This window comes from Edwardsiella piscicida, from assembly GCF_001896205.1.
GTDB lineage: Bacteria > Pseudomonadota > Gammaproteobacteria > Enterobacterales > Enterobacteriaceae > Edwardsiella > Edwardsiella piscicida.
This window is the reverse complement of sequence record NZ_MPNU01000001.1, coordinates 3,160,029-3,183,966: the sequence shown is the minus strand read 5'-3', so window position 1 is coordinate 3,183,966 and position 23,938 is coordinate 3,160,029. Positions and strand designations below refer to the sequence as shown.

Genomic DNA, 23,938 nt, shown 5'->3' with positions numbered 1-23,938 from the left:
TTATTCAAAAGGCCTGCTGGTTCAGTAGGCCTTTTTAGTACCCGCCGACGGAGGCCGAACTCTGTCGATGGAGCGCGTGAAAAGAGACAAAATTCGGTGGAGCGGTAGTTCAGTTGGTTAGAATACCTGCCTGTCACGCAGGGGGTCGCGGGTTCGAGTCCCGTCCGTTCCGCCACTTATTTTAAAGGCCTGCTGAATCAGCAGGCCTTTTTTGTTTTTTCATCTTTCGCAGTGATCTTCTCTCTTCTCTTCGAGCGTCCTTTCAGGCTTACAGGTCACCGATATCATTGGCGCCGGTCGTCCGGCGGTTGTAATTCACGCTGTGCATCCCTATAACAGAAGAGTAGACTCGGTGACATAGTGTGGAATCTGCGCACTCCCGCGTCTTTTCTACGGTGTATTCTGAGTAACAGGCGGTAAACGTGCGCAAAAAGAACTTTGCCATGCGCTATACGGCGGGGATGCCGGCGACGCGTATTTTTCCCGGGGCTACCGACGCGCTGAGTCAGCCTGCGATGACCCAGGCGCTGCCGACGGATGATGCCCTGCGGATCATGGTCTGGAATATTTTCAAGCAGCAGCGCGCCGATTGGCTGTCGGTGCTAAAGGAGTATGGTCGCCGTTCACAGCTGGTGCTACTGCAGGAGGCACAAACCACCCCCGAGCTGGTGCGCTTTGCCACCAGTCACTATCTGACGGCCGATCAGGTTCCGGCCTTCTCGCTGCCCCAGCATCCCTCCGGCGTGATGACGCTGGCCGCGGCACACCCGATCTACTGCTGTCCGCTGCGGGAGAAGGAGCCGCTGATCCGTCTGGCGAAATCAGCGCTGGTGACGGTATATCCGCTGTTTGACGGGCGCCTGCTGATGGTGGTGAATATTCATGCGGTCAACTTTAGCCTAGGCGTTGAGGTCTACAGCAAGCAGCTGGATCCGATAGGGGAGCAGATTGCCCTACATAAGGGGCCGGTGATCATGGCGGGGGATTTCAATGCCTGGAGTAATCGCCGTCTGAATGCCCTGAGGCGCTTTGCCAGCGGTATGGAGCTACGTGAGGTCCACTTCACGAACGATCATCGCCGTACGGCCTTTGGGCGTCCTTTAGATTTTGTTTTTTATCGTGGTTTAGGCGTTGTGGAGGCATCGGTACTGGTGACTCAGGCCTCAGATCATAATCCGCTGCTGGTTGAGTTTCGTCCCGAGTGATCGACCTCCGTACCGTGCAATAAAAAAGCGCCGAAAAGGCGCTTTTTTATTGCTGTCCGTGGCGTCAGCTGTTGCCGTCCTGCTTATCCCTCACGTACAGGGTGAGCAGATCGCCCGGCTGGATCTGACCCGGGTTGTTCACTTTGCTGTTCCAGCGCATAACATCATCGATGTCGACGCCGTGGCGGCGTGCAATGCTGGAGAGTGAGTCCCCTTTCCGCACCTTATAGGTGATGGTATTGTCCGCCAGCGCAGTGCCTTTCGCGTCCGTGGCGACCTTCAGCGTCTGCCCGGCCTTCAGGGTACTGCGGCTGCCCATATTATTCATGCTCAGCAGCGTTTTCTGCGTCATGTTTAGGCGACGGGCGATGCCAGACACCGTATCGCCGCTGCGCACCCGGTAGGTTGACGCGCTGCGATTGTTCGCCAGCTCGGTATCCGGCTGGATCGCGGCAATTTCACGTTCTGCCAACGAATCCTTCAGCCGATCAACGTGAGCCTGAGGCACCATGATATAGCGCGGACCGTGACCGCTAGGCGCGGTAACGTTGCGCTTATAGCCTGGGTTGAACGACTTCAGCTTAGTCAGCGACATCCCAGCCATCTCGGCAGCCTGGCTGAGCTGCATCTGCTGACCGACGTCAACGCGCGCTAGCGCCCGCTCCTGGCTCGACTTAGGCAGCTTGATACCGTAGCGCTGGTTATGCTTAATGATATCGCTCAACGCCAGCACCTTCGGCACGTACAGCGCCGTCTCACGCGGTAGGGAGAGAGACCAATAGTCGGTCGGACGCCCTTTGCGCTTGTTGGCCTTGATCGCCTGCATGACGCGCCCTTCGCCGCTGTTGAATGCAGCCAGAGTCAGCAGCCAGTCACCGTCGAACATCTTGTTCATGCGCTGCATCATATCCAGCGCAGCCGTTGTCGAGGCGGCGATATCCCGGCGTCCGTCATACCACTGGTTCTGTTTCAATCCGTAGTTACGACCCGTTTGAGGCACGATCTGCCATAGCCCTGCGGCGTTGGCCGATGACGTTGCATGCGGATTAAAAGCGCTCTCCACTATGGGTAGCAGTACCAGTTCCATCGGCATATTACGTTTCTTAATCTGCTCGACAATCCAGTACATGTACGGCTCTGCCCGTAATGTTACATCGTGGAGATAGCTCTTATTGCGTAAATACTTGTTTCGTTGCTCGCGGATCCGGGCATTGTCCGGAACCTTTATCTTCATGTCGTCACTAATGAAGCCCCATAAGTCATCCTGCGCGAGGGTATTGCTGTCGCTTAACCATCGCGCGGAGGTCGCTCGTGCGTCCGAGGGCTGTCCTGCTTCACTTCGACTGACAGAAGACAAACTCTGTGCATATTGCTCCGGCTGTGATTGGGAGGCCCCATGACAGCCAGCCAACAACACGGAGGCGAAGATAATCGCTTTAGCCTTCATGTGTGTGTCACTGGTGATTAAAAGACGAGCAATAATACGTTGCTTGGCCGCACAACACAAGAAAAAGCTTTAAAAGCTGTCTTTCATGTCGCGTAGACAGGCAAAAACTCGCCAAATCTCATTAGGTTGCGTAGGAAAACCTACATTCCTTTGCAAATCATCATCATAACAGCGTAAGAATGGATTTATTTCCCGCTCAATCCGTAGCGTTGAAGGCACCGTAGGTTGCTGTTTTGCCCGCAACGTCGCTACGTGTTGCTGATATGTTTCTATTGCCCTGTTTTGGGGTAAGACATGCCGTGCAAATCGCAGATTTGACTCGGTATATTCGTGCGCGCAGCACACCAGCGTGTTATCAGGAAGTTGCATAATGCGCTGTAGCGAGTCAAACATTTGCTGCGCGCTGCCCTCAAACAGGCGGCCGCAGCCGGCGGAAAAGAGCGTATCGCCGCAAAACAGGTAAGGGGCGCTGTAATAGCCCACATGGCCCAGCGTATGTCCCGGCAGGGCCATGACCGAAATCTGGCACCCTAGCAGGGAGAACGTATCGCCGTCGGCCACGATCTGGGTACTTCCCAGTCCCTGCGTTTCTGCCGGGCCGTAAACCGGCAGTTCAGGGTAGGCCTGGACTATTTCTGCAACGCCGCCAATGTGGTCATTATGATGGTGCGTTAGCAGGATGGCTTTAGGGGTTATCCTATTCTCTGTCAAATAGTGTAAAACCGGCGCGGCGACGCCGGGATCGACGATCAGACATTGATGCTGCGGATTGATTAGCAGCCAGATGTAGTTATCCTGTAGGGCAGGAAGACCGATAAGATCCATGATGTTATCTACTCCAAAGTCAGAGGTGACGATGAAACCGGCACTGAGCAAGCGCACGCTGAACGCGCCTTTTACCTGGCGGCAAATCCCGTGGGGACTCCACTACCGGGCCGCGCTGGAGCTGCGTTTAACGCCGTGGTGGCCCAAGCTATTTGGCTACCATTTGCTGAAGCTGGGGGCGCTGAGTACCGATCTGGCAACGGACCGCTGTACCATATCACATCAGGTGAGTGTGGCGCCGGAGGGAGAGCATTTACAGGTGATCGCCGATCCTGCGCATCTACCGTTTGCCGCGAAGTCGGTGGATGCCTGCCTGCTGGCTCACACCCTGGGCTACTCCCGCGATCCGCACCGGGTGCTGCGCGAGGTCGATCGGGTACTGGTGGATGACGGTTGGCTTATCATCAGCGGCTTTAGTCCGCTGAGCCTGCTGGGGATGGGGAGACTGGTGCCCGGACTGCGCCGCCGGGTGCCCTACAACAGCCGTATGTTCAGTATGGGGCGGCTCATCGACTGGCTGAACCTGCTGAACTACGAGGTGCTGGCGGCGTCACGTTTTCAGGTGCTGCCTTGGCATCAGCCCTGCGTCTCTCTGCTGAGCCGCCACTTTCCGGCGATGGGGTGTCTGATGCTGATCGTGGCGCGTAAGCGCACGGTTCCGCTGACCTTAACGCCGCAGCGCGTTCTGCGGGCACATCACGGGATCCGCCGCGCGCTGGGCGGCGCGGCGAAGATCCTGCGACGATCGGCTTAGCGGCCCCCGATGGCGCGGTTACTCGGGATTGTAGCCGCTGTCCTCCAGTCTCGGTGCCCCGGCGGCGCTGCGCGCCAGCTCATCGCAGCGCTCGTTCTCTGGGTGGCCGGCGTGGCCTTTGATCCAGATCCACTCCACCTGATGCGGGCCGATGGCCTGATCCAGTCGCTGCCACAGATCGACGTTTTTCACCGGTTTTTTATCCGCCGTTTTCCAGCCGCGTCGTTTCCAGCCGTGGATCCACTGGGTGATGCCCTGACGGACATACTGGCTATCGCTGAACAGCGTGACCTGACAGGCGCTGGTCAGCGTCTCTAGGGCGACGATCGCCGCCATCAGCTCCATGCGGTTGTTGGTGGTCAGCCGATAGCCGGCGCTGAGCGCCTTTTCATGCTGACGGTAGCGCAGAATGGCGCCATAGCCGCCCGGGCCCGGGTTACCCAGGCAGGAACCATCGGTGAAAATCTCAACCTGCTTTAACATCTCTGGTAGACTACTCTCTGATCAAAACCGTGAGTCTGACATAAAGTGACACGATGAGCACAGTAAAATGAATACCCCTATCGCCCGCCAAATCGTCCTCGATACGGAAACTACCGGTATGAATCAGGTGGGTGCCCACTATGAGGGGCATCGCATCATTGAAATCGGCGCCGTTGAAGTGGTTAACCGTCGCCTGACCGGTCGTAATTTTCACGTTTACCTGAAGCCGGATCGCCTGGTGGATCCCGAGGCGTTTACGGTACACGGCATCAGCGATGACTTTTTGCTGGATAAGCCCAGCTTTGCCGAGGTCGCCGACGAGTTTCTCGCGTTTATCCGCGGCGCGGAGCTGGTGATCCATAACGCGCCGTTCGATATCGGCTTTATGGACTATGAGTTCGCCAAGCTGGGGCGCGATCTGCCCAAGACGGAGACATTCTGTACCATCACTGATAGCCTGGTGATGGCGCGTCGCCTGTTTCCGGGCAAAAGGAACAGCCTGGATGCGCTGTGCAACCGCTATGAGATAGATAACAGCAAACGTACGCTGCACGGGGCGCTGCTGGATGCCCAGATCCTGGCCGACGTCTACCTGATCATGACCGGCGGCCAGACATCGCTGGCGTTTTCCAGCGACGGCGATGGCACCTCTCAGTCGCAGGCGTCGGAGATTCGTCGGGTGGTGCGCGGTGCTAAAGGGCTACGGGTCGTGTATGCCAGTGAGGCGGAGTTGGCGGCCCATGAACAGCGCTTGGATCTGGTTCAGAAGAAGGGCGGCAGCTGCCTGTGGCGTAGCTAAACGGTAAAATTTGCTGAAAAATCATCACAAAGTATAAAATATGTACGAATGATGGTTTTGCGGTGAAAAAGGGTTGACGCCGCCGAGCGCTGACCGTAATATGCGCCTCGTTCCCCCAGCGGGAACAACGCGGAGCGGTAGTTCAGTTGGTTAGAATACCTGCCTGTCACGCAGGGGGTCGCGGGTTCGAGTCCCGTCCGTTCCGCCAACATTCTAAGCCCCGGTTCAGAAATGAACCGGGGTTTTTCGTTTTATCTCTCCTCGCACTACCGATGCCTACGGCGGCATCGCGCGGCGACGTTCCCGGCGCGAAGATGGCCGGGACGATGGGCTCACAGAATTTTGTGTGGGCCGAAGCACTCATAGTGCAGTCGTTCTGCGTCAACGCCCTGCGCCAGCAGCTGCTGCGCCACCCGTTGCATAAAGCCCACCGGTCCACAGAAATAGAACTGCATGCGCGGATCGCGCAGCCCTTCGCCCACGACGTCGAGATCCATCGTACCGCGATGGTGGTGGGCGCGGACCGGCTGCGCAGGTTCGCCGTGGCGCAGCCACAGATGGGCCTGGTGCTGGGGGATCGCGGCCAGCAGACGCTCGCTCTCCTCGCCAAAGGCGCGCACGGGGTCGCTGTCGGCGGCGTGCAGCCAGTACAGCGGGGCGCGCTGTCCGCGGCGGCTCAGGGTATCCAACATGCTGAGCAGCGGGGTCACACCGACGCCCGCCGAGATCAGCGCCAGCGGCGTCTCCGGCGTCGTCTCTAGGGTAAACTCGCCGCTGGGGGCTGAGAGGTGCAGCGTATCGCCCGCGACGGCGACGTCGTGCAGGTAGCGGGAGACGGCGCCCTGAGGCTCTCGTTTGACGGCGATACGGTAATGCGTGCCGTTGGGGGCATGGGTCAGTGAATACTGGCGGATGGCCTGACGTGGGAGGCTGGGATGGCGCACATATACGCTCAGATATTGCCCCGGGAGGAAGTCGGCGATCGGGGCGCCATCCTGCGGTACCAGCGTAAAGCGGGTGATCAGGTCGCTCTCTGCCCGCTTTTCAGCGATCGTAAACGCGCGCTGATGCGCCCAGCCGCCGGGCTGCCCGACGTGTCCCTGATACAGCTGGGCCTCCCGCGCAATAAACAGCTGCGCCAGCGCGTCGTAGGCGCTTCCCCAGGCGTCCAGCACATCGCTGCCGGGGTTGAACAGCTCCTCCAGGGTTTTGAGCAGATGATGACCCACGATGGCATACTGCGATGGCTGAATACCGACGCTGACGTGCTTGTGCGCGATACGCTCCACCGCATTGAGCAGCGCGGCGGGGGTATCAATGTGGGCGGCATAGGCGCAGATGGCGTTAAACAGCGCCTCGCGCTGATCGCCGCTGCGTTGGTTGCTCATATTGAAGAGAGACTTCAGCTCTGGATTATGGCGGAACATGCGCTGGTAGAAATGGGCGGTCAGCCCCGGGCCATATTGCTGCAGTAGCGGTAGGGTGGATTTGACGATAGCGATGGTTTGTGTGTCCAGCATGGGCGCTCCTGGGCGTGGTTAGTTAAGTTGTATTTTAAATGCAACTTAAGGCTTTTCGGCGGCGCTGTAAATCAATAATTGCCGATGCGCCTCATTGGCGTTACGGTAATGGTGTTTTTTTATGCACGCCTATCGCTGCGCGCACAAAAATGCAACAAGGTGTCTATCTGGCCGAGGCCTTGCGCCACGGAGTGCCAAACGATTGCGTAAAAGATGGGGCAAGGTGTTTGTAACAAGCTAAAAACATATTACACTGTGACGATTGCCCGTTGGGGTGGGATGTATTGGCTGTGAGGGCCAGATTTACTCAAAACCGGTTAGCTGAGTCAGGAGAAGCGGATGTTAAAGCGTGAGATGAACATTGCCGATTATGATGCCGAGCTGTGGCAGGCAATGCAGCAGGAAGTGACGCGTCAGGAGCAGCATATTGAGCTGATTGCCTCGGAAAACTACACCAGCCCGCGGGTTATGCAGGCGCAGGGCTCCCAGCTGACCAATAAATATGCCGAAGGCTACCCGGGCAAGCGCTACTACGGCGGCTGCCAGTATGTGGATCAGGTTGAGCAGCTGGCGATTGATCGCGCCAAGGCGCTGTTTGGCGCCGACTACGCTAACGTACAGCCCCACTCAGGTTCTCAGGCCAATTTCGCCGTCTATACTGCGCTGCTGCAGCCGGGTGATACGGTGCTGGGCATGAATCTGGCGCACGGCGGCCACCTGACGCACGGCTCTCCGGTTAACTTTTCCGGTAAGCTGTATAACGTGGTGCCTTACGGCATCGACGCGCATGGCCGTATCGACTATGACGATCTGGCGGCGCAGGCGCAGCAGCACCGTCCGAAGATGATCATCGGCGGTTTCTCGGCCTATTCCGGCGTAGTGGACTGGGCGCGTATGCGTGAGATCGCCGATAGCATCGGTGCCTACCTGTTTGTGGATATGGCGCACGTGGCGGGTCTGGTCGCTGCCGGGGTTTATCCCAATCCGGTTCCCCATGCTCACGTCGTGACCACCACCACCCATAAGACCCTGGCCGGTCCGCGCGGCGGCCTGATCCTGGCCAAGGGGTTGGATGAGGCTCTGTACAAAAAGCTGAACTCCGCCGTGTTCCCGGGGGCGCAGGGGGGGCCGCTGATGCACGTGATCGCAGCCAAGGCGGTCGCGCTGAAAGAGGCGATGGAGCCCGAGTTTACCCGTTACCAGCAGCAGGTGGCCAAGAATGCCAAGGCGATGGTCGACGTCTTCCTGCAGCGTGGCTATAAAGTCGTGTCCGGCGGCACGGAAAACCATCTGTTCCTGCTGGATCTGGTCGATAAGCAGATCACCGGTAAAGAGGCCGATGCCGCGCTGGGGCGCGCCAATATTACGGTGAATAAAAACAGCGTGCCCAACGATCCGCAGAGCCCGTTCGTGACCTCCGGTATTCGCGTCGGCACCCCGGCTATCACACGCCGTGGCTTTAAAGAGGCGGAGTCCCGCGAGCTGGCGGGATGGATGTGCGACGTGCTGGATAATATCCATGATGAGGCCACGATCGCCGATACCAAGCAGAAGGTATTGGCTATCTGTGAACGCCTGCCGGTCTATGCCTGACAGGTCGTTAGCCTTACCGAGCCCGCCGCGCGCGGGCTTTTTTACGTCGGTTGCTCCTGTAGGCGACCGGCCTGCATCAGCCAGGCGCCGATGCTGACGGCGATCAGGCTTAGCTCCTCGGGGGAGAAGCGGATACGGTAGCGCTGCTCCAGTCCGGCGATGGCACGGCGGGTGAGCGCCAGTAACTCGGGGTGATGAGACGCCAGCTCCGCCGCCAGCGGCGTGCCGATACGGATGTCGAACAGCGCGCGCTCAATGGCGGCGCCAAGGTGGGCGAACAGGCGGGCGCACAGCCTTTCGCGCTGGGAAAGTCGCACATCGCTGTCGCGCTCGACGCAGTCGACGCAGCGTTCAATCTCGTGCATGAGGGCGCTGTCCTGCGCATTCTCCCGCGGGCTGTGGCTGTGATTCTTGAGCAGGGTTAACAGCAGCGTCGCGAATAGCCGCTCCTGATCCAGGACGTCCGTCGGCGCGTCGCCGATGTAGATGCGGCATAGTGCTTCGGCAACGGCATACTCCTCTTTTTGCTGCAGCCAGCGGCGGCGGTAGGGCAGCAGCCAGCAGGGCATGAGTGAATCCGATCGGCCGCCGCGGCGCTGTACGGCGGCGTACCGCATCATGATGTCGATCAGCTGCCGCTGGCGCGGCGTAAAGGCCGCGGATGCCGGAATCGCCTGGGATTCCAGGCGCGGGACGCTTTGCAGCAGGCGTTCGCAGAGCGTCTGTCGGGGAAAGGCCGGGGGCAGGGCAGGGGATAGCAGACGCGCTGCGTTGGCCGGGAAGTAGCGCAGCGTACGCTGTAGCCAGTGCAGCAGGCACAGCCGCCACTCATAGGCTGGGCCTTGAAGGCGATAGCCATGGCGCGGGTGGAAGCTGATATGCAGGGCGTGATAACGCATGATGTCGTTGACCAGATGATTCAGATCCTGCTCGGCCTCATCGGGCGTTTGCTGCTGTAGCTTACACAGACGCGCCATCGTCAGCGGCGCCGTTGGCAGCAGCAGCAGTAGAGCCAGATTACAGTGTCGCTCCGCGCGGGAGTGCGGTGGCGGCAGCGGGACATCGTTCTGCATGTGTGTTTCCCCCCGGGCGAAGATCGACGAAACCGGCATAGGGTACGCCCCCGCGAGGCGGCTCGCCGCAGAGGCGAACGAAGGGGCATCGTCTAAGCATAGCAAAGCTCGACGACCTCGGAGGGGCGTCCTCGCGGGGTTTCCGTACGACGGTGGGCGTAAAAAAGCAAAACGCCCTGCGCGGGGGCTCCGGCAGGGCGTTGGATAATACGCATCGGTGCCCTTTCGGGCGGGCGATTAGCGCTTCAGCGCATCGCTCAGTTCGTCACGCAGGGCGCCCAGCAGCGACTTGACGACGCGCGGGTTACCGGCGACGACGTTACCGCTGGCCAGGTAGCCATGGCCGCCGACAAAGTCGGTAACCAGACCGCCCGCTTCGCGCACCAACAGCTCACCGGCGGCGAAGTCCCACGGCTTCAGGCCGATTTCAAAGAAACCGTCCACGCGGCCGGCGGCGACGTAGGCCAGATCCAGCGCGGCAGAGCCGGTGCGGCGGAAGTCGGCGCACTGGGTAAACAGCTTATCGACCATCTTGATGTAGGTAGTGGCGTGATGCTTCATCTTGAACGGGAAGCCGGTGGCCAGGATGGTGCCATCCAGATCTTTGGCGACGCCGGTGCGCAGGCGGTAGCCGTTGAGCTGCGCGCCCTGACCACGGGTGGCGGTATACAGTTCGTTGCGCATCGGATCATAGACGACGGCGACTTCGGTGCGGCCCTTGATGCGTACGGCGATAGACACCGCGAAGTGCGGCAGACGCTTGATGAAGTTGGTGGTGCCATCCAGCGGATCGATTACCCATTGGATCTCGTGATCTTCACCCAGCAGCTCACCGCACTCTTCGCTGATAATAGTGTGCTTGGGGTAAGACTTGCGGATGGTCTCGATGATCAGGTGTTCAGCATCGCGATCGACGTTGGTCACAAAATCATTGCTGCCTTTCTGGCTGGCTTCTACTGAGTCGGGCGTTTCGTAACTTTTGGCAATCAGGTTACCAGCCTTGCGCGCGGCGCGCACGGCGATGTTCAGCATCGGATGCATGGGAATCTTCCACTAGATGTTAAAGAACGGGAAATTTAGACGGCGTAGAGTATAGCAAAGCGTGCGGCAAACAACCATGCCGTTTTTATATCCGTTGGCCATGGCGATAAATAGTGTTTTATATCAATTGGCTGTGGAATCGCTCGGCGGCGAATAAATCAATAGAAACCATTAATAGCGCCTTATGGTAAAATCGCAGAATCAATTCAACCGTGTAATGAGTAAGCATGCTGGACAATATTCGCATCGTGCTGGTGGAAACCTCCCACACCGGCAACATGGGGTCAACCGCCCGCGCCATGAAGACCATGGGACTGACCAACCTGTATCTGGTGAACCCGCTGGTACGCCCCGACTCACAGGCCATTGCCCTGTCAGCCGGCGCCAGCGACGTGATCGGCAACGCGACCATCGTGGACAGTTTCGATGACGCGATCGCCGGCTGTAGCCTGGTGGTGGGCACCAGCGCCCGTTCGCGCTCGCTGCCGTGGCCGATGCTGGAGCCGCGCGAATGCGGCCAGCGCAGCGCCATGGAGTCGGAGCATGCGCCCGTCGCTATCGTATTTGGCCGTGAGCGCGTCGGGCTGACCAACGATGAGCTGCAGAAGTGCCATTACCACGTGCAGATCCCGGCTAACCCGGAGTACACCTCGCTGAATCTGGCGATGGCGGTGCAGATCCTCAGCTATGAAATCCGCGTCGCGCATCTGGATCGCCAGGCGGCCAAGGCGCCGGCGGTAGAGGAGGCAGCCTATCCGCTGGCGGACGATCTGGAGCGCTTTTATGCCCATCTGGAGCAGACGCTGCACCACACCGGCTTTATCCGCGAGAAGAATCCGGGCCAGGTCATGAACCGCCTGCGCCGCCTGTTCACCCGCGCTCGTCCGGAGGCACAGGAGCTGAATATCCTGCGCGGGATACTGGCCTCAATTGATAAGTGCGACGCAGAACGGCACGAAAGTTAACTGCGACAGCGGCTATATCATAGTAGAATGCACGGGTATTTTTGCGCGGACGCTGGCCGAGATTGCCGCGCGTTTCTCGCGGATGGGCGGCGTCGACAACGGGATAATACCTGACTAAAATAGTAGGATAAATAGTTGACTGAAATAGTCAGGAATGAGAGGATGAAACCGTTGAGCAACACCGCGTGTTTCACTCTTTTTCCCAAAGGGACTATTAGCCATGAGACTGACATCCAAAGGGCGCTATGCCGTAACAGCCATGCTCGATGTGGCGCTTCACTCCCAGGAAGGGCCGGTACCGCTGGCGGATATTTCTGAACGCCAGGGGATCTCGCTCTCTTATCTGGAGCAGCTGTTCTCTCGCCTGCGCAAAAATGGTCTGGTGGCCAGCGTACGCGGTCCCGGCGGCGGTTACCTGCTAGGGAAAGAGGCCAGCGAGATTGCCATCGGCGCGGTGATCACCGCCGTGGATGAGTCGGTGGACGCCACCCGCTGCCAGGGAAAAGAGGGCTGCCAGGGAGGAACCCGCTGCCTGACCCACGCGCTGTGGCGCGATCTCAGCGAGCGTATCAGCGGCTTTCTAAACAATATTTCGCTGGCGGAGCTGGTCAATAACCAGGAAGTCATGGATGTGGCTGACCGACAGGATATCGATGCACGGCGCAGCGTTGTCGCGGCCGGGCGTCAGGATACGATTAACGTGAACCTGCGCGCCTAAGCGCGGGCACGGCGTTGAATTATCACCCGTAGGCAAATCATTTTTGGAAGTGATGTACGGAGCAATAGAATGAAATTACCGATTTATATGGACTACTCCGCAACGACGCCGGCCGATCCGCGCGTGGCTGAGAAGATGATGCAGTATCTGACGCTGGACGGTACATTCGGTAACCCAGCTTCCCGCTCCCACCGCTTTGGCTGGCAGGCTGAAGAGGCGGTAGACGTTGCGCGCAATAACATCGCTGAGCTGGTGGGCGCCGATCCGCGCGAGATCGTGTTTACCTCCGGTGCGACCGAGGCCGATAACCTGGCCATCAAAGGCGCCGCCAACTTCTATCAGAAGAAAGGCAAGCACATCATTACCTGTAAGACCGAGCACAAGGCGGTGCTGGATACCTGCCGTCAGCTGGAGCGCGAAGGCTTTGAGGTGACCTATATGGCACCGCAGCCCAATGGTCTGATCGACCTGAAGGCCCTGGAAGCGGCGATGCGTGACGACACGATCCTGGTCTCCATCATGCATGTGAATAACGAAATCGGTATCATTCAGGATATTGAGACCATCGGCGAGATGTGCCGCGCGCGTGGCATTATTTTCCACGTGGATGCCACCCAGAGCGTGGGCAAACTGCCGATTGATCTGAGCAAACTGAAGGTCGATCTGATGTCGTTCTCCGGCCATAAAATCTATGGTCCGAAGGGCATCGGCGCCCTGTACGTTCGCCGTAAACCGCGCGTGCGTATCGAAGCACAGATGCACGGCGGCGGCCATGAGCGCGGTATGCGCTCCGGGACCCTGCCGGTACACCAGATCGTTGGGATGGGCGAAGCCTACCGTATCGCCAAAGAAGAGATGCCGACCGAGGTTCCGCGTCTGCGCGCCCTGCGCGATCGCCTGTGGAACGGGCTGAAAGACATCGAAGAGGTGTATCTGAACGGCTCTCTGGAGCAGGGGGCGCCGAACATCCTGAACGTCAGCTTTAACTTTGTTGAAGGGGAATCCCTGATCATGGCGCTGAAGGATCTGGCCGTCTCTTCCGGGTCGGCCTGTACCTCAGCCAGTCTGGAGCCGTCCTATGTGCTGCGCGCACTGGGGCTGAACGATGAGCTGGCGCACAGCTCCATCCGCTTCTCTCTGGGGCGCTTTACCACGGAAGAAGAGGTCGATTACGCCATCGATCTGGTGCGTAAATCCATCGGCCGCCTGCGCGAGCTCTCACCGCTGTGGGAGATGCATAAGCAGGGCGTGGATCTCAGCACCATCGAATGGTCAGCCCATTAATTCCCAGGACACCCTTTTAGGAGCATCGATAAATGGCTTATAGCGATAAAGTGATCGATCACTACGAGAATCCGCGTAACGTCGGATCCTTTGACAATAGCGATCCCAACGTCGGCAGCGGTATGGTCGGCGCCCCGGCCTGCGGCGACGTGATGAAGTTGCAGATTAAAGTCAACAATGAGGGTATCATTGAGGACGCCCGTTTCAAGACCTACGGCTGTGGCTCTGCCATCGCCTCCAGCTCTCTGGTCACCGAGTGGGTCAAGGGTAAGTCCCTGGAGCAGGCGGCGGAGATCAAGAATACCGACATCGCCGAGGAGCTGGCGCTGCCGCCGGTGAAGATCCACTGCTCGATTCTGGCAGAAGACGCCATCAAGGCGGCGATCGCCGATTATAAAAACAAGCATAGCGCGGAATAAGCGCCGCGCTCCGGCGGCCGGTATTCCGGTCGCCGTCACCCTGAATTTTTTGACTGAGGTTGTTGTATGTCGATTACCATGAGCGACTCCGCTGCAAAGCGCGTACAGACATTTTTAACCAATCGCGGTAAGGGATTGGGCCTGCGTCTGGGGGTAAAAACCTCGGGCTGTTCGGGCATGGCGTATGTGCTGGAGTTTGTCGATGTCCTGAACGAGGACGATGTGGTTTTCGAGGATAAAGGGGTGAAGGTCATCGTTGACGGAAAGAGCCTGGTGTACCTCGACGGTACCGAGCTGGATTTCGTTAAAGAGGGCCTGAACGAAGGCTTTAAGTTCAACAACCCGAACGTTAAGAATGAGTGCGGCTGCGGCGAGAGCTTTAACGTTTAACCCGCGCCCGCGTCATCGGCGGCCGTCGCCTCTCCTTCATTAGCCGACGTCGGCGACGCCGCTTTCACGGTATCAGCATCAGAGTACGGCATGGACTACTTCACGCTTTTCGGGTTGCCGGCACGCTATGACGTGGACGGCAGCCTGCTCGCTGCGCGTTTTCAGGACCTGCAGCGTCAGTTTCACCCCGATCGTTTCGCCACCGCGCCCGAGCGCGATCGTCTGCTGGCGATGCAGCAGGCGACGACCATCAACGACGCCTATCAGACGCTCAAACATCCTCTCAAGCGGGCCGAGTACCTGCTCTCTCTGCACGGCTTTGACATCAATAATGAACAGCAGACCCTGCGCGATACGGCTTTCCTGATGGAGCAGATGACCCTGCGCGAGGAGCTGGAGGCGCTGGAACACCGCGCCGACGCCGATGAGGCGTTAATGAACTTTGCCGACGGGATCGCTAAAATGGTGCAGACGCGCAGCGCACAGATGGTGAATGAGCTGGACCGTCAGGCCTGGACCCAGGCGGCGGACAGCGTGCGCAAGCTACGATTTCTAGACAGGCTCCAGCAGCAGACCGAACAGCTGGAAGAGCGACTGCTGGGGATGTAACCCTTTTTGACGGATTAACGGAAGCGAACATGGCGTTATTACAAATCAGTGAGCCGGGGCTGAGTGCCGCGCCGCATCAGCGTCGTCTGGCGGCGGGTATCGATCTGGGCACCACCAACTCCCTGGTGGCGACCGTGCGCAGCGGCCAGGCCGAAACGCTGGCCGATGAGCAGGGGCGCCATCTGCTGCCGTCGGTAGTGCGCTACCAGGCTGGCGGACATATCGTCGGCGTTGAGGCCCGTGAACAGGCCGCTGACGATCCGCGCAATACCGTGAGCTCGATTAAACGCATGATGGGGCGTTCGCTGGCCGACATTCAGGCGCGCTACCCGCATTTACCCTATCAGATGCACGCCAGCGAGAGCGGTATGCCGCAGCTGGTGACGGCGGCGGGCAGCGTCAACCCGATCCACGTCTCGGCCGATATTCTCAGCGCGCTCTCCGCGCGCGCGCAGGCGGCCCTGGGGGGCGAGCTGGACGGCGTGGTGATCACGGTGCCGGCCTACTTCGATGATGCGCAGCGCCAGGGGACGAAGGACGCCGCGCGTCTGGCCGGTCTGCACGTGCTGCGCCTGCTCAATGAGCCGACCGCAGCCGCCATCGCCTATGGGCTGGACTCCGGTCAGGAGGGGGTGATCGCGGTTTACGATCTCGGCGGCGGCACCTTTGATATCTCGATTCTGCGCCTCAGTCGCGGGGTGTTTGAGGTCTTGGCCACCGGCGGCGACTCCGCGCTGGGCGGCGATGACTTTGACCACCTGCTGGCCGATTGGCTGCGTGAGCAGGCCGGCCTGCACGACCGCAGCGATGCCGGGCTGGCGCGCCGCTTCCTGGATGCGGCCGTCGCGGCAAAAATCGCCCTGAGCTCCCAGCAAGCGACGACGGTATGCGTCGGCGACTGGCAGGGTGAGGTGAGCCGCGCTCAGCTGGAGGCGCTGATCGCGCCGCTGGTCAAACGCACGCTGCTGGCCTGTCGCCGGACGCTAAAAGATGCCGGCGTCACCCGTGACGAGGTGCTGGAGGTGGTGATGGTCGGCGGCTCAACTCGGGTACCGCTGGTGCGGACGCTGGTGGGCGACTTCTTTGGCCGCCCGCCGCTGACCGCGATCGATCCCGATCGGGTAGTGGCGATCGGCGCGGCTATCCAGGCCGATATTCTGGTCGGCAATAAACCGGATGCCGACATGCTGCTGCTGGATGTGATCCCGCTCTCGCTGGGGCTGGAGACCATGGGCGGACTGGTCGAGAAGGTGATCCCGCGTAATACCACCATCCCGGTGGCCCGGGCGCAGGAGTTTACCACCTTTAAAGATGGCCAGACGGCGATGATGATCCATGTGCTGCAGGGCGAACGCGAGCTGGTGCAGGATAATCGCTCTCTGGCGCGCTTTACCCTGCGCGGCATTCCGCCGCTGCCGGCGGGCGGTGCCCATATTCGCGTCACCTTCCAGGTGGATGCCGATGGGCTACTCAGCGTGACCGCGATGGAGAAGTCGACCGGGGTACAGGCGGCGATCCAGGTGAAGCCCTCCTACGGGCTGAGCGAAGACGAAATCGTCGGCATGCTGAAAGACTCCATGGCGAACGCCGAGGGGGATCTCAGCGCGCGTATGCTGGCGGAGCAAAAAGTGGAGGCCGCGCGGGTGCTGGAAAGCCTGCACGGTGCGCTGCAGCAGGACAGTGCTCTGCTGGGCGAGCAGGAGCTGGCGGCGATCCGCCAGGCGCAGACGGCGCTGCAGGCCGCCGCCGCCGGTAACGATACCGCGGCGATCGAAGCGGCGATCAACGCGCTGGATGCACAAACTCAAGAATTTGCCGCGCGGCGCATGGATAGCTCCATCCGCCGTGCTCTGGCCGGTCACTCTGTGGATGAGGTTTAAACATGCCAAAAATCGTATTTCTGCCCAATCAGGAACATTGCCCGGATGGGGCGGTGATCGAGGCCCAGGAAGGCGAAACGATCCTGGACGCTGCGCTGCGTAACGGGATTGAAATCGAACATGCCTGCGAGAAGTCCTGCGCCTGCACCACCTGTCACTGCATCGTCCGCGAAGGCTTTGACTCCCTTGGGGAGAGCAGCGAGCTGGAGGATGACATGCTGGACAAGGCCTGGGGTCTGGAGCCGGAAAGCCGCCTGAGCTGTCAGGCGCGGGTTGCGGATGAGGACCTGGTGGTCGAGATCCCGCGCTACACCGTTAACCATGCGCGGGAGCACTGAGGTGGGACTGAAGTGGCACGATAGCCGCGCCATCGGCGAGGCGCTCTATGACGCGTACCCGGACGTCTCGCCACAGAGCGTGCGCTTTACCGATCTGCACCGCTGGATCTGCAGCCTGGATGACTTTGATGACGATCCGTCCGCTTCCAGTGAAAAAATTCTGGAAGCCATCCTGCTGGTCTGGTTAGATGAAGCTGAGTGAGAAGGGCCTCCCCCGCCGTTGAGTTTGGCGTGGGAGTCGCCCGGGCAAGCCACCCGTAGGGGTGGCTTTTTACTATAGACCGCCCGCGACGTCCGTTCGCGGGGGCCGCGAAGCAAGCGGGAGAACACGTATGACCAATGAATTGATGCCGGTCCTTTTATCAAGTCAGGCCGCAGATGCGCGCTGGGGCAGCGATGCGCTGCTGAGCGCGGATGCACAGGGGATGACCATCCACGCCGGAGCGGCGCTGGACCACGGGGCGATTCAGCGCGCCGGGCGCCGTCTGGATACCCAGGGGATGAAGCAGGTTTCGCTGCAGGGGACGTCGTGGAGCCTGAGCGCCTGCTGGGCGTTTTGGCAGGGCTTTCGCAATCCGAAGGGCGGGCAGCATGTCCAGTGGCCGGCGCTGAGCGCCGCCGATCGCGCCGAGCTGGATCGTCGGCTGCTGAATATCGACTGGGTGCGCGACACCATCAATATCCCGGCGGAAAACCTGGGGCCGACTCAGCTGGCGCAGCGCGCTGTCGACCTGCTGTGTGCGCAGGCCTGCGACAGCATTCACTATCGCATCATCAAGGGCGACGATCTGCGCGAGCAGGGCTATATGGGGCTGCACAGCGTTGGCCGCGGCTCTGCGCGCGCGCCGGCGCTGCTGGAGCTGGATTACAATCCGGGCGGTCAGCCCGATACTCCGGTGCTGGCCTGCCTGGTTGGGAAGGGGATCACCTTTGACTCCGGCGGCTATAGCCTGAAGCAGACGGCCTTCATGGACTCCATGAAGTCGGACATGGGCGGCGCGGCGCTGGTGACCGGCGCCCTGGCGCTGGCGATCGCGCAGGGGCTGCAGGCGCGGGTCAAACTCTACCTGTGCTGCGCGGATAACCTGGTCAGCGGCAACGCGTTCAAACTGGGCGATATCATTTCGTATCGCAACGGCAAACGGGTTGAGATTATGAATACCGATGCCGAAGGGCGCCTGGTGCTGGCCGATGGCCTGATCGATGCCTCGCGTCAGGCACCGCGCATGATCATCGACTGCGCCACCCTGACCGGCGCGGCCAAGACCGCGGTCGGCGGTGACTACCATGCGCTGCTCTCCTTTGACGATGCGCTGGTGACGGCGCTGCAGGAGAGTGCGGCTCAGGAAGATGAGCTGTTCTGGCGTCTGCCGCTGGCGGAGTTTCACCGTAGCCAGCTGCCCTCCGCCTTTGCCGATCTCAGCAACGTGGCCGGCGCGGCGCACTCGGCCGGCGCCAGTACGGCGGCGGCCTTCCTGTCGCACTTCGTCACTGACTACCGGCAGGGCTGGCTGCACCTTGACTGCAGCGCCACCTACCGTAAGGCGGCGGTGGATCAGTGGTCCGCCGGGGCGACCGGCATTGGCGTACGGACGCTGGCGCGCCTGCTGTTGACGCAGGCCGAGCGCTGCTGACGTTGACATCATGGCTCCGCCGCACGGCGGAGCCTGCATCGGCCAAGGAAACACGGAAACAGGAGAGATGACGGTGAGTACCTGCGATACCCCCCCCGATCACGACGATCGTCAGCATGAGCACGATCACCATCACGACACCCCCGAACAGCGGCTCGAATCCAGCCTGGCTCAGGCGGCGGCCGATCCGGCCTATCTGGCGCTGTTTTACCGTGCGCTGCTGTCATCGACGGTCTACCTTCCGCTTCGGGGAGACGCGATGGCGGAGGCGGACGACGATACGCTGGAGATCGAACACTGGGAAATGGAGGACGGCACGCGGGTGATCCCCTTTTTCTCTACGCCGGCGCGTCTGCAGCAGGCGCTGACGGACGGCGGCCCCACGTCTTGGCACGCGCTGCCGGTCCGCGAGCTGTTCACCCTGACCCGCGGCGAGACGCTGTTTTTAAATCCCCGCGCGGAGGTGGGCAAGGCCTTCTACCCGCAGGAGGTGGCGATGCTGCTGGAGAGCGGCGGCATGGCGCAGCCGCAGACGCTGTCGATCGACGGCGGCGCCGCGATCCGTGTCGGGCCGCTGGATCAGACGCCGGAGGCTCTGCAGAGCGGCCTGACCGCCCTGTGCGGTCAGCGCAATCTGGTGCGGAGCGCCTGGCTGGCGCGTTTTCAGGATCCACTCTGTGACGCACAGCCGGTGCTGCTGCTGGCGCTGGAGCTGGAGGGACACGATGAGGCCGCGCACCAAGAGTTGATCCGCGAGGCGGGTACCCTGGCCAGCGCCCTGCTGGATCAGGACGAGGCGATCGACGTCTGCTGCCTTCGCCGTGATGCGCAGGATCCGCTGGCCGACTACCTGCGCACCCACGTGACGCCGCTGTATCAACGTCGCTGGGGCGGCTGGCTGCGCAACGCCATCGCGACGGGGCGCTAGTCCGCCAGAGGCGTATCCTGCCTACCGCCGGGAGACTGCCCTGCGGTAGGCATCAAAATATTCATATCTTTTTAACAAATTAACGTCATTGCCATAGGCAACCCCGCAGCGCCCTCTTATAATCGAATCCGCCAGTCTGCGCGCCCTGTCGGGTGGGCAACGGGCCGACTGGGCATCATCGGTAGAGATAAGCGTAAGTAAAATCTTCCGCCAGCTCATGGTGTTAGCATGACCGGGTGGCTTTCTTCCGTCGCTGTTGCGCCGTAGAATCCCGCGCGGATGTTGATTAAAGCTGTCTGACAGGGGTAGACATGACCTTAGAACGTACCTTTTCCATCGTAAAACCGAACGCGGTGGCCAAAAATGCCATCGGCGCCATCTACGCACGCTTTGAGTCTGCCGGTCTGAAGATCGTCGCCGCCAAAATGGTGCACCTGACGCGCGAGCAGGCGGAAGGCTTCTACGCCGAGCACCGCGAGCGCCCTTTCTTTGACGGCCTGGTGACCTTCATGACCTCCGGTCCGATCATGGTGCAGGTGCTGGAAGGCAACGATGCGGTGCGTCGTAACCGTGAAATCATGGGCGCCACGAATCCGGAAAACGCGCTGGCCGGTACGCTGCGCGCTGACTATGCCGATAGCCTGACGGAAAACGCGGTGCACGGCTCCGACTCTCCGGCCTCTGCCGAGCGCGAAATCGCCTATTTCTTCAGCGCTGACGACATCTGCCCGCGCACCCGCTGAGCGCCCCGCCCGCGCGCCAAAATCCCGCCTGGGTGCATTATCGCCATGGCATCGGCGGGCGAGAGTAGGTACAATATGCCGCCCCGCGTTTTCTCCGGGGCGTTATTGTATGCCAGTTTCTGTCCTCTCCGCCCGTCGGGCGGGGGGCAACGAGCCGCAAAGTGTAACAACGAGGCCTGTCCATTTTATGTCCAAGAATCCTTTATCGCATCCGGGCGCTGCGCCCGATGCCACTGCCATCGAGTCTCCCTTGTCTGATATTCATGTAACGCCCGTTTCTGCTGACGCCGCGCCGTGCGCTTCTCAGGCGCAGGAAAAAATTAACCTGCTCGATCTGGACCGCAAGCAAATGCGCGAGTTTTTCATCCAGATGGGCGAAAAGCCGTTCCGCGCCGATCAGATCATGAAGTGGATCTACCACTACTGCTGCGATGACTTTGACGTGATGACCGACATCAATAAGGTGTTGCGTGCTAAGCTCAAGCAGGTCGCGGAAATTCGTGCGCCGGAGGTAGCGGTAGAACAGCGCTCCTCTGACGGCACCATCAAGTGGGCGCTGCAGGTGGGCGATCAGCGGGTCGAGACGGTCTATATTCCGGAAGACGATCGGGCCACCCTGTGCGTCTCGTCCCAGGTGGGCTGCGCGCTGGAGTGCAAATTCTGCTCGACGGCCCAGCAGGGCTTTAACCGTAACCTGCGGGTATCGGAGATCATCGGCCAGGTATGGCGCGCGGCCAAAATCATCGGCGCGCAGAAGGTGACCGGCAACCGTCCGATCACCAACGTGGTGATGATGGGGATGGGGGAGCCGCTGCTCAACCTGACCAACGTGATCCCGGCGATGGAGATTATGCTGGATGATTTTGGCTTCGGTCTCTCCAAGCGTCGCGTGACGCTGTCCACCTCCGGCGTGGTACCGGCGCTGGATAAGCTGGGCGATATGATCGACGTGGCGTTGGCGATCTCGCTGCATGCGCCGAACGATGCGATCCGCGATGAGATCGTGCCGATCAACCGCAAGTACAATATCGACATGTTCCTGGGATCGGTGCGCCGCTATCTGGAGAAGTCCAACGCCAATCAGGGGCGGGTGACGGTAGAGTATGTGATGCTGGATCATATCAACGACGGTACGGAGCATGCGCACCAGCTGGCGGAGTGCCTGAAGGATACGCCGTGCAAGATCAACCTGATCCCGTGGAACCCCTTCCCGGGGGCGCCCTTTGGCCGCAGCTCCAACAGCCGCATCGATCGTTTCTCTAAGGTGCTGATGGAGTATGGCTTTACCGTTATCGTGCGTAAGACGCGTGGCGATGATATCGATGCCGCCTGCGGTCAGCTGGCGGGCGAGGTGATCGACAGAACCAAACGAACCCTGAAGAAGCAAGCGGCAGGGGAACCTATCAACGTGCGTGAAGTCTGATGTAGAGACGAACGGCCGCCGGCGACGGCGGCGCAGCGCCAGACATCGACTGACCCGCACACGGACGTAGCGGAGCTAGGGATGAAAACGACGACGGCGACGATGTGCGCAGGGGTAGCGCTGCTGCTCTTCGGGTGTGCCGATACCCCGGAGACGCCGAGCGCGGTAGCGGCCGATACGGCCGCCTTGTCGCCGGAGGCGCGAGCGCAGGCGGCGCTCGATCGCGGCGATGTCGTACAGGCGCAGCAGGCGTTAGCGCAGCTGCCCGCCGCGGCACCCGGTGACTACCGGCGTCCGCTGCTGATGGCGCGCTATCAGCAGCTGAGCGGTCAGCCGCAGGCGGCCGCGCAAAGTTATCGCCAGGCGCTGGCGCTGGCGCCGGACAACGGCACCGTCGTGAATAATTACGGTGCGTTTCTCTGCAGTTTAGGGCAGTATGTAGCGGCGCAACAACAGTTTAACGCGGCAGCGCGTCTGCCGGACGACGGCGGGGTCGCCGATGCTTTTTTTAGCGCGGGGACCTGTTTTCTGCGAGCCGACCGGCCCGATGAAGCCCGCAGGCTATTTGCCCGCGCGTTAAAGGCCGATTCGCAGCAGGGGACGCGTCTGCTGGGCGACGCCGCACAGGCGTTACAACAGGGTGACCGCACGGATGCACGATTGATGTTGGATGTTTACAATCATATTTTACCGGCCAGCGCCGATAGTTTATGGTTACAAATCCGTTTCGCTGCGTTAGATGGGCGCCAGACGAATCTCGAACGTTATGGCAAGCAACTGGCGCGAAATTTTCCACAATCCCAACAGTACCAGCAGTTCCTAGCGAATGAATACTGAAGCCTCCCAAGATCAAGCAGCACCGATGAGCACCGGCGAGCGTCTGCGCCAGGGCCGCGAGCGTTTAGGACTCACCCAGCAACAGGTGGCCGAACGCCTGTGCCTGAAGCTCTCAACCGTACGCGATATTGAAGAAGACAAGGCCCCGGATGGTCTGGTATCGACCTTTGTCCGCGGCTATATCCGCTCCTATGCCAAGCTGGTGCAGATCCCCGAGCAGGAGATCGCCCCGCTGTTAGCCAAACAAGCCCCTGTTCGGGCGGTAAAAATGGCGCCTATGCAGAGCTTTTCGCTGGGTAAAAAGCGTAAGAAGCGCGAAGGCTGGCTGATGACCTTTACCTGGCTGGTGATCTTCGTGGTGATCGGCATCACCGGCTCCTGGTGGTGGCAAAACCATAAGGCCCAGCAGCAGGATATCGTGGAAATGGCCGATGAGTCGTCGGCTCAGCTGGCTAAGCAGCAGGATGCGCAGCCGGTCGATCTGTCCGCGTCGTCCTCTGCGTCCGCGACTGCGACCGCCGGCGATAGCGCCGCGGCGCCGTCGTCGTCTGCCGCGAGCGCGAATCCTAACCACACTGCGCCGGCGACGACGCCAGCCACCGCTGTGGCCGCTAACGCGCCAGCGCCTGAGGCCGCCGCCCCGGCCGCGGCGCAGAGCAATGCCGTCGTCGCGCCGAGCCAGGCTGACGTGGCGCCGCTTTCCGGCGTGGCTCTGCCGACCGCCGCCGCGAGCGTCGCGCCGGGCAGCGCGAGCGAAGCCTCTGCGAGCCCGCTGGCGATGCATTTTAGCGCCGACTGCTGGCTGGAAGTGCGCGATGCCAGCGGCAAGGTCCTGTTCAGCGGGCTGCAGCGCGCCGGCGGTAAACTCGATTTAGCCGGTAAGGCACCCTATCGCCTGAAGATCGGGGCGCCGGCGGCAGTTCAGATCCAGTATCTGGGTAAGCCCGTTGATCTGAGTCGTTTCATCAAGTCAAGCCAGGTTGCCCGTTTGACGTTAGACGCGCAGCCTGCGGCGGCTAACTGAGCTACG

At 60.6% G+C, this 23,938-nt stretch carries 25 protein-coding genes and 2 tRNA genes; 21 read left to right on the top strand and 6 right to left on the bottom strand.

The window, feature by feature from the left end; translation table 11 throughout:
• The first annotated feature begins 98 nt into the window (after positions 1-98).
• A tRNA-Asp gene (locus BRD58_RS14735) sits at positions 99-175 on the top strand.
• A gap of 247 nt (positions 176-422) precedes the next feature.
• Positions 423-1,205 carry an endonuclease/exonuclease/phosphatase family protein gene (locus BRD58_RS14730; protein ID WP_034166001.1) on the top strand — a complete coding sequence of 261 codons (783 nt, stop codon included), beginning with the start codon at positions 423-425 and terminating at the stop codon, positions 1,203-1,205.
• A gap of 64 nt (positions 1,206-1,269) precedes the next feature.
• Here BRD58_RS14730 and mltD read toward each other — a convergent pair whose 3' ends face one another.
• Positions 1,270-2,652, bottom strand: coding sequence for a murein transglycosylase D (mltD, locus tag BRD58_RS14725; protein ID WP_034165997.1), 1,383 nt, complete (start codon positions 2,650-2,652; stop codon positions 1,270-1,272).
• Between the two features lie 69 nt (positions 2,653-2,721).
• The gene (gloB, locus tag BRD58_RS14720) at positions 2,722-3,477 is read right to left on the bottom strand and encodes a hydroxyacylglutathione hydrolase (protein WP_012849650.1); all 756 of its coding nucleotides are present in this window, start codon (positions 3,475-3,477) and stop codon (positions 2,722-2,724) included.
• A gap of 31 nt (positions 3,478-3,508) precedes the next feature.
• On the opposite strand from gloB, the gene BRD58_RS14715 reads away from it, so the two are divergent.
• A complete protein-coding gene (locus tag BRD58_RS14715; RefSeq protein WP_015462219.1) occupies positions 3,509-4,231 on the top strand; it encodes a class I SAM-dependent methyltransferase in 723 nt (240 codons plus the stop codon).
• A gap of 18 nt (positions 4,232-4,249) precedes the next feature.
• On the opposite strand, the gene rnhA is transcribed toward BRD58_RS14715, so the two are convergent.
• Entirely contained in the window at positions 4,250-4,714 is a 465-nt protein-coding gene (rnhA, locus tag BRD58_RS14710) for a ribonuclease HI (RefSeq protein ID WP_015462218.1), read from the bottom strand.
• Positions 4,715-4,781: 67 nt separating this feature from the next.
• On the opposite strand from rnhA, the gene dnaQ reads away from it, so the two are divergent.
• Together dnaQ and BRD58_RS14700 are read left to right on the top strand one after the other, a co-directional pair.
• The gene (dnaQ, locus tag BRD58_RS14705; protein ID WP_012849647.1) at positions 4,782-5,513 is read left to right on the top strand and encodes a DNA polymerase III subunit epsilon; all 732 of its coding nucleotides are present in this window, start codon (positions 4,782-4,784) and stop codon (positions 5,511-5,513) included.
• Positions 5,514-5,644: 131 nt separating this feature from the next.
• Positions 5,645-5,721, top strand: a tRNA-Asp gene (locus tag BRD58_RS14700).
• A gap of 124 nt (positions 5,722-5,845) precedes the next feature.
• Here BRD58_RS14700 and hmpA read toward each other — a convergent pair.
• Entirely contained in the window at positions 5,846-7,033 is a 1,188-nt protein-coding gene (hmpA, locus tag BRD58_RS14695) for an NO-inducible flavohemoprotein (protein WP_012849646.1), read from the bottom strand.
• 339 nt (positions 7,034-7,372) lie between these two features.
• Here hmpA and glyA point away from each other — a divergent pair, with 339 nt between their 5' ends.
• Entirely contained in the window at positions 7,373-8,626 is a 1,254-nt protein-coding gene (gene glyA, locus BRD58_RS14690) for a serine hydroxymethyltransferase (protein WP_012849645.1), read from the top strand.
• Between the two features lie 41 nt (positions 8,627-8,667).
• Here glyA and BRD58_RS14685 read toward each other — a convergent pair whose 3' ends face one another.
• Positions 8,668-9,699 (bottom strand): PRD domain-containing protein, encoded by a 1,032-nt coding sequence (locus tag BRD58_RS14685; RefSeq protein WP_069579256.1) that lies wholly within the window; start codon positions 9,697-9,699, stop codon positions 8,668-8,670.
• A gap of 237 nt (positions 9,700-9,936) precedes the next feature.
• Complete coding sequence (gene suhB, locus BRD58_RS14680) at positions 9,937-10,740, bottom strand: inositol-1-monophosphatase (RefSeq protein ID WP_012849643.1); 804 nt, start codon at positions 10,738-10,740, stop codon at positions 9,937-9,939.
• A gap of 227 nt (positions 10,741-10,967) precedes the next feature.
• Between suhB and trmJ the strand changes: the two genes are divergently transcribed.
• From trmJ to rodZ, 15 genes are all read left to right on the top strand, one after another.
• Positions 10,968-11,705 carry a tRNA (cytosine(32)/uridine(32)-2'-O)-methyltransferase TrmJ gene (trmJ, locus tag BRD58_RS14675; RefSeq protein ID WP_012849642.1) on the top strand — a complete coding sequence of 246 codons (738 nt, stop codon included), beginning with the start codon at positions 10,968-10,970 and terminating at the stop codon, positions 11,703-11,705.
• A 220-nt stretch (positions 11,706-11,925) separates the two neighbouring features.
• Complete coding sequence (gene iscR, locus BRD58_RS14670; RefSeq protein ID WP_012849640.1) at positions 11,926-12,423, top strand: Fe-S cluster assembly transcriptional regulator IscR; 498 nt, start codon at positions 11,926-11,928, stop codon at positions 12,421-12,423.
• Between the two features lie 69 nt (positions 12,424-12,492).
• Entirely contained in the window at positions 12,493-13,707 is a 1,215-nt protein-coding gene (locus BRD58_RS14665; protein WP_012849639.1) for an IscS subfamily cysteine desulfurase, read from the top strand.
• A 32-nt stretch (positions 13,708-13,739) separates the two neighbouring features.
• Positions 13,740-14,126 carry a Fe-S cluster assembly scaffold IscU gene (iscU, locus tag BRD58_RS14660; RefSeq protein ID WP_012849638.1) on the top strand — a complete coding sequence of 129 codons (387 nt, stop codon included), beginning with the start codon at positions 13,740-13,742 and terminating at the stop codon, positions 14,124-14,126.
• Between the two features lie 66 nt (positions 14,127-14,192).
• Positions 14,193-14,516, top strand: coding sequence for an iron-sulfur cluster assembly protein IscA (iscA, locus tag BRD58_RS14655; RefSeq protein ID WP_005289574.1), 324 nt, complete (start codon positions 14,193-14,195; stop codon positions 14,514-14,516).
• Positions 14,517-14,606: 90 nt separating this feature from the next.
• Entirely contained in the window at positions 14,607-15,125 is a 519-nt protein-coding gene (gene hscB, locus BRD58_RS14650) for a co-chaperone HscB (RefSeq protein ID WP_012849637.1), read from the top strand.
• Between the two features lie 29 nt (positions 15,126-15,154).
• Positions 15,155-17,005 carry a Fe-S protein assembly chaperone HscA gene (gene hscA, locus BRD58_RS14645; protein ID WP_069579254.1) on the top strand — a complete coding sequence of 617 codons (1,851 nt, stop codon included), beginning with the start codon at positions 15,155-15,157 and terminating at the stop codon, positions 17,003-17,005.
• 2 nt (positions 17,006-17,007) lie between these two features.
• A complete protein-coding gene (fdx, locus tag BRD58_RS14640) occupies positions 17,008-17,343 on the top strand; it encodes an ISC system 2Fe-2S type ferredoxin (RefSeq protein ID WP_012849635.1) in 336 nt (111 codons plus the stop codon).
• A 1-nt stretch (position 17,344) separates the two neighbouring features.
• Entirely contained in the window at positions 17,345-17,545 is a 201-nt protein-coding gene (gene iscX, locus BRD58_RS14635) for a Fe-S cluster assembly protein IscX (protein ID WP_012849634.1), read from the top strand.
• A 130-nt stretch (positions 17,546-17,675) separates the two neighbouring features.
• Positions 17,676-18,977 carry an aminopeptidase PepB gene (gene pepB / locus BRD58_RS14630; RefSeq protein ID WP_069579252.1) on the top strand — a complete coding sequence of 434 codons (1,302 nt, stop codon included), beginning with the start codon at positions 17,676-17,678 and terminating at the stop codon, positions 18,975-18,977.
• 67 nt (positions 18,978-19,044) lie between these two features.
• Entirely contained in the window at positions 19,045-19,905 is an 861-nt protein-coding gene (locus BRD58_RS14625; protein WP_015462214.1) for an enhanced serine sensitivity protein SseB C-terminal domain-containing protein, read from the top strand.
• Between the two features lie 311 nt (positions 19,906-20,216).
• The gene (gene ndk / locus BRD58_RS14620) at positions 20,217-20,648 is read left to right on the top strand and encodes a nucleoside-diphosphate kinase (protein ID WP_012849631.1); all 432 of its coding nucleotides are present in this window, start codon (positions 20,217-20,219) and stop codon (positions 20,646-20,648) included.
• 250 nt (positions 20,649-20,898) lie between these two features.
• Complete coding sequence (locus tag BRD58_RS14615; RefSeq protein WP_015462213.1) at positions 20,899-22,071, top strand: bifunctional tRNA (adenosine(37)-C2)-methyltransferase TrmG/ribosomal RNA large subunit methyltransferase RlmN; 1,173 nt, start codon at positions 20,899-20,901, stop codon at positions 22,069-22,071.
• 81 nt (positions 22,072-22,152) lie between these two features.
• A complete protein-coding gene (gene pilW / locus BRD58_RS14610) occupies positions 22,153-22,908 on the top strand; it encodes a type IV pilus biogenesis/stability protein PilW (protein ID WP_069579250.1) in 756 nt (251 codons plus the stop codon).
• Positions 22,898-23,932, top strand: coding sequence for a cytoskeleton protein RodZ (gene rodZ / locus BRD58_RS14605; RefSeq protein WP_071818535.1), 1,035 nt, complete (start codon positions 22,898-22,900; stop codon positions 23,930-23,932). Before pilW ends, rodZ begins: the two co-directional genes overlap by 11 nt.
• Positions 23,933-23,938 lie beyond the last annotated feature (6 nt).

Bases quoted from the DNA above. Each gene is read 5' to 3' on its own strand.
- glyA (WP_012849645.1), top strand. From the start codon at position 7,373: ATGTTAAAGCGTGAGATGAACATTGCCGATTATGATGCCGAGCTGTGG.
- suhB (WP_012849643.1), bottom strand. From the start codon at position 10,740: ATGCATCCGATGCTGAACATCGCCGTGCGCGCCGCGCGCAAGGCTGGT.
- pepB (WP_069579252.1), top strand. From the start codon at position 17,676: ATGACCAATGAATTGATGCCGGTCCTTTTATCAAGTCAGGCCGCAGAT.
- hscB (WP_012849637.1), top strand. From the start codon at position 14,607: ATGGACTACTTCACGCTTTTCGGGTTGCCGGCACGCTATGACGTGGAC.
- mltD (WP_034165997.1), bottom strand. From the start codon at position 2,652: ATGAAGGCTAAAGCGATTATCTTCGCCTCCGTGTTGTTGGCTGGCTGT.
- BRD58_RS14685 (WP_069579256.1), bottom strand. From the start codon at position 9,699: ATGCAGAACGATGTCCCGCTGCCGCCACCGCACTCCCGCGCGGAGCGA.
- BRD58_RS14625 (WP_015462214.1), top strand. From the start codon at position 19,045: ATGACGGTGAGTACCTGCGATACCCCCCCCGATCACGACGATCGTCAG.
- trmJ (WP_012849642.1), top strand. From the start codon at position 10,968: ATGCTGGACAATATTCGCATCGTGCTGGTGGAAACCTCCCACACCGGC.
- BRD58_RS14715 (WP_015462219.1), top strand. From the start codon at position 3,509: ATGAAACCGGCACTGAGCAAGCGCACGCTGAACGCGCCTTTTACCTGG.
- hmpA (WP_012849646.1), bottom strand. From the start codon at position 7,033: ATGCTGGACACACAAACCATCGCTATCGTCAAATCCACCCTACCGCTA.
- iscU (WP_012849638.1), top strand. From the start codon at position 13,740: ATGGCTTATAGCGATAAAGTGATCGATCACTACGAGAATCCGCGTAAC.
- pilW (WP_069579250.1), top strand. From the start codon at position 22,153: ATGAAAACGACGACGGCGACGATGTGCGCAGGGGTAGCGCTGCTGCTC.
- iscR (WP_012849640.1), top strand. From the start codon at position 11,926: ATGAGACTGACATCCAAAGGGCGCTATGCCGTAACAGCCATGCTCGAT.
- BRD58_RS14665 (WP_012849639.1), top strand. From the start codon at position 12,493: ATGAAATTACCGATTTATATGGACTACTCCGCAACGACGCCGGCCGAT.
- rnhA (WP_015462218.1), bottom strand. From the start codon at position 4,714: ATGTTAAAGCAGGTTGAGATTTTCACCGATGGTTCCTGCCTGGGTAAC.
- rodZ (WP_071818535.1), top strand. From the start codon at position 22,898: ATGAATACTGAAGCCTCCCAAGATCAAGCAGCACCGATGAGCACCGGC.
- hscA (WP_069579254.1), top strand. From the start codon at position 15,155: ATGGCGTTATTACAAATCAGTGAGCCGGGGCTGAGTGCCGCGCCGCAT.
- gloB (WP_012849650.1), bottom strand. From the start codon at position 3,477: ATGGATCTTATCGGTCTTCCTGCCCTACAGGATAACTACATCTGGCTG.
- fdx (WP_012849635.1), top strand. From the start codon at position 17,008: ATGCCAAAAATCGTATTTCTGCCCAATCAGGAACATTGCCCGGATGGG.
- iscA (WP_005289574.1), top strand. From the start codon at position 14,193: ATGTCGATTACCATGAGCGACTCCGCTGCAAAGCGCGTACAGACATTT.
- ndk (WP_012849631.1), top strand. From the start codon at position 20,217: ATGACCTTAGAACGTACCTTTTCCATCGTAAAACCGAACGCGGTGGCC.
- dnaQ (WP_012849647.1), top strand. From the start codon at position 4,782: ATGAATACCCCTATCGCCCGCCAAATCGTCCTCGATACGGAAACTACC.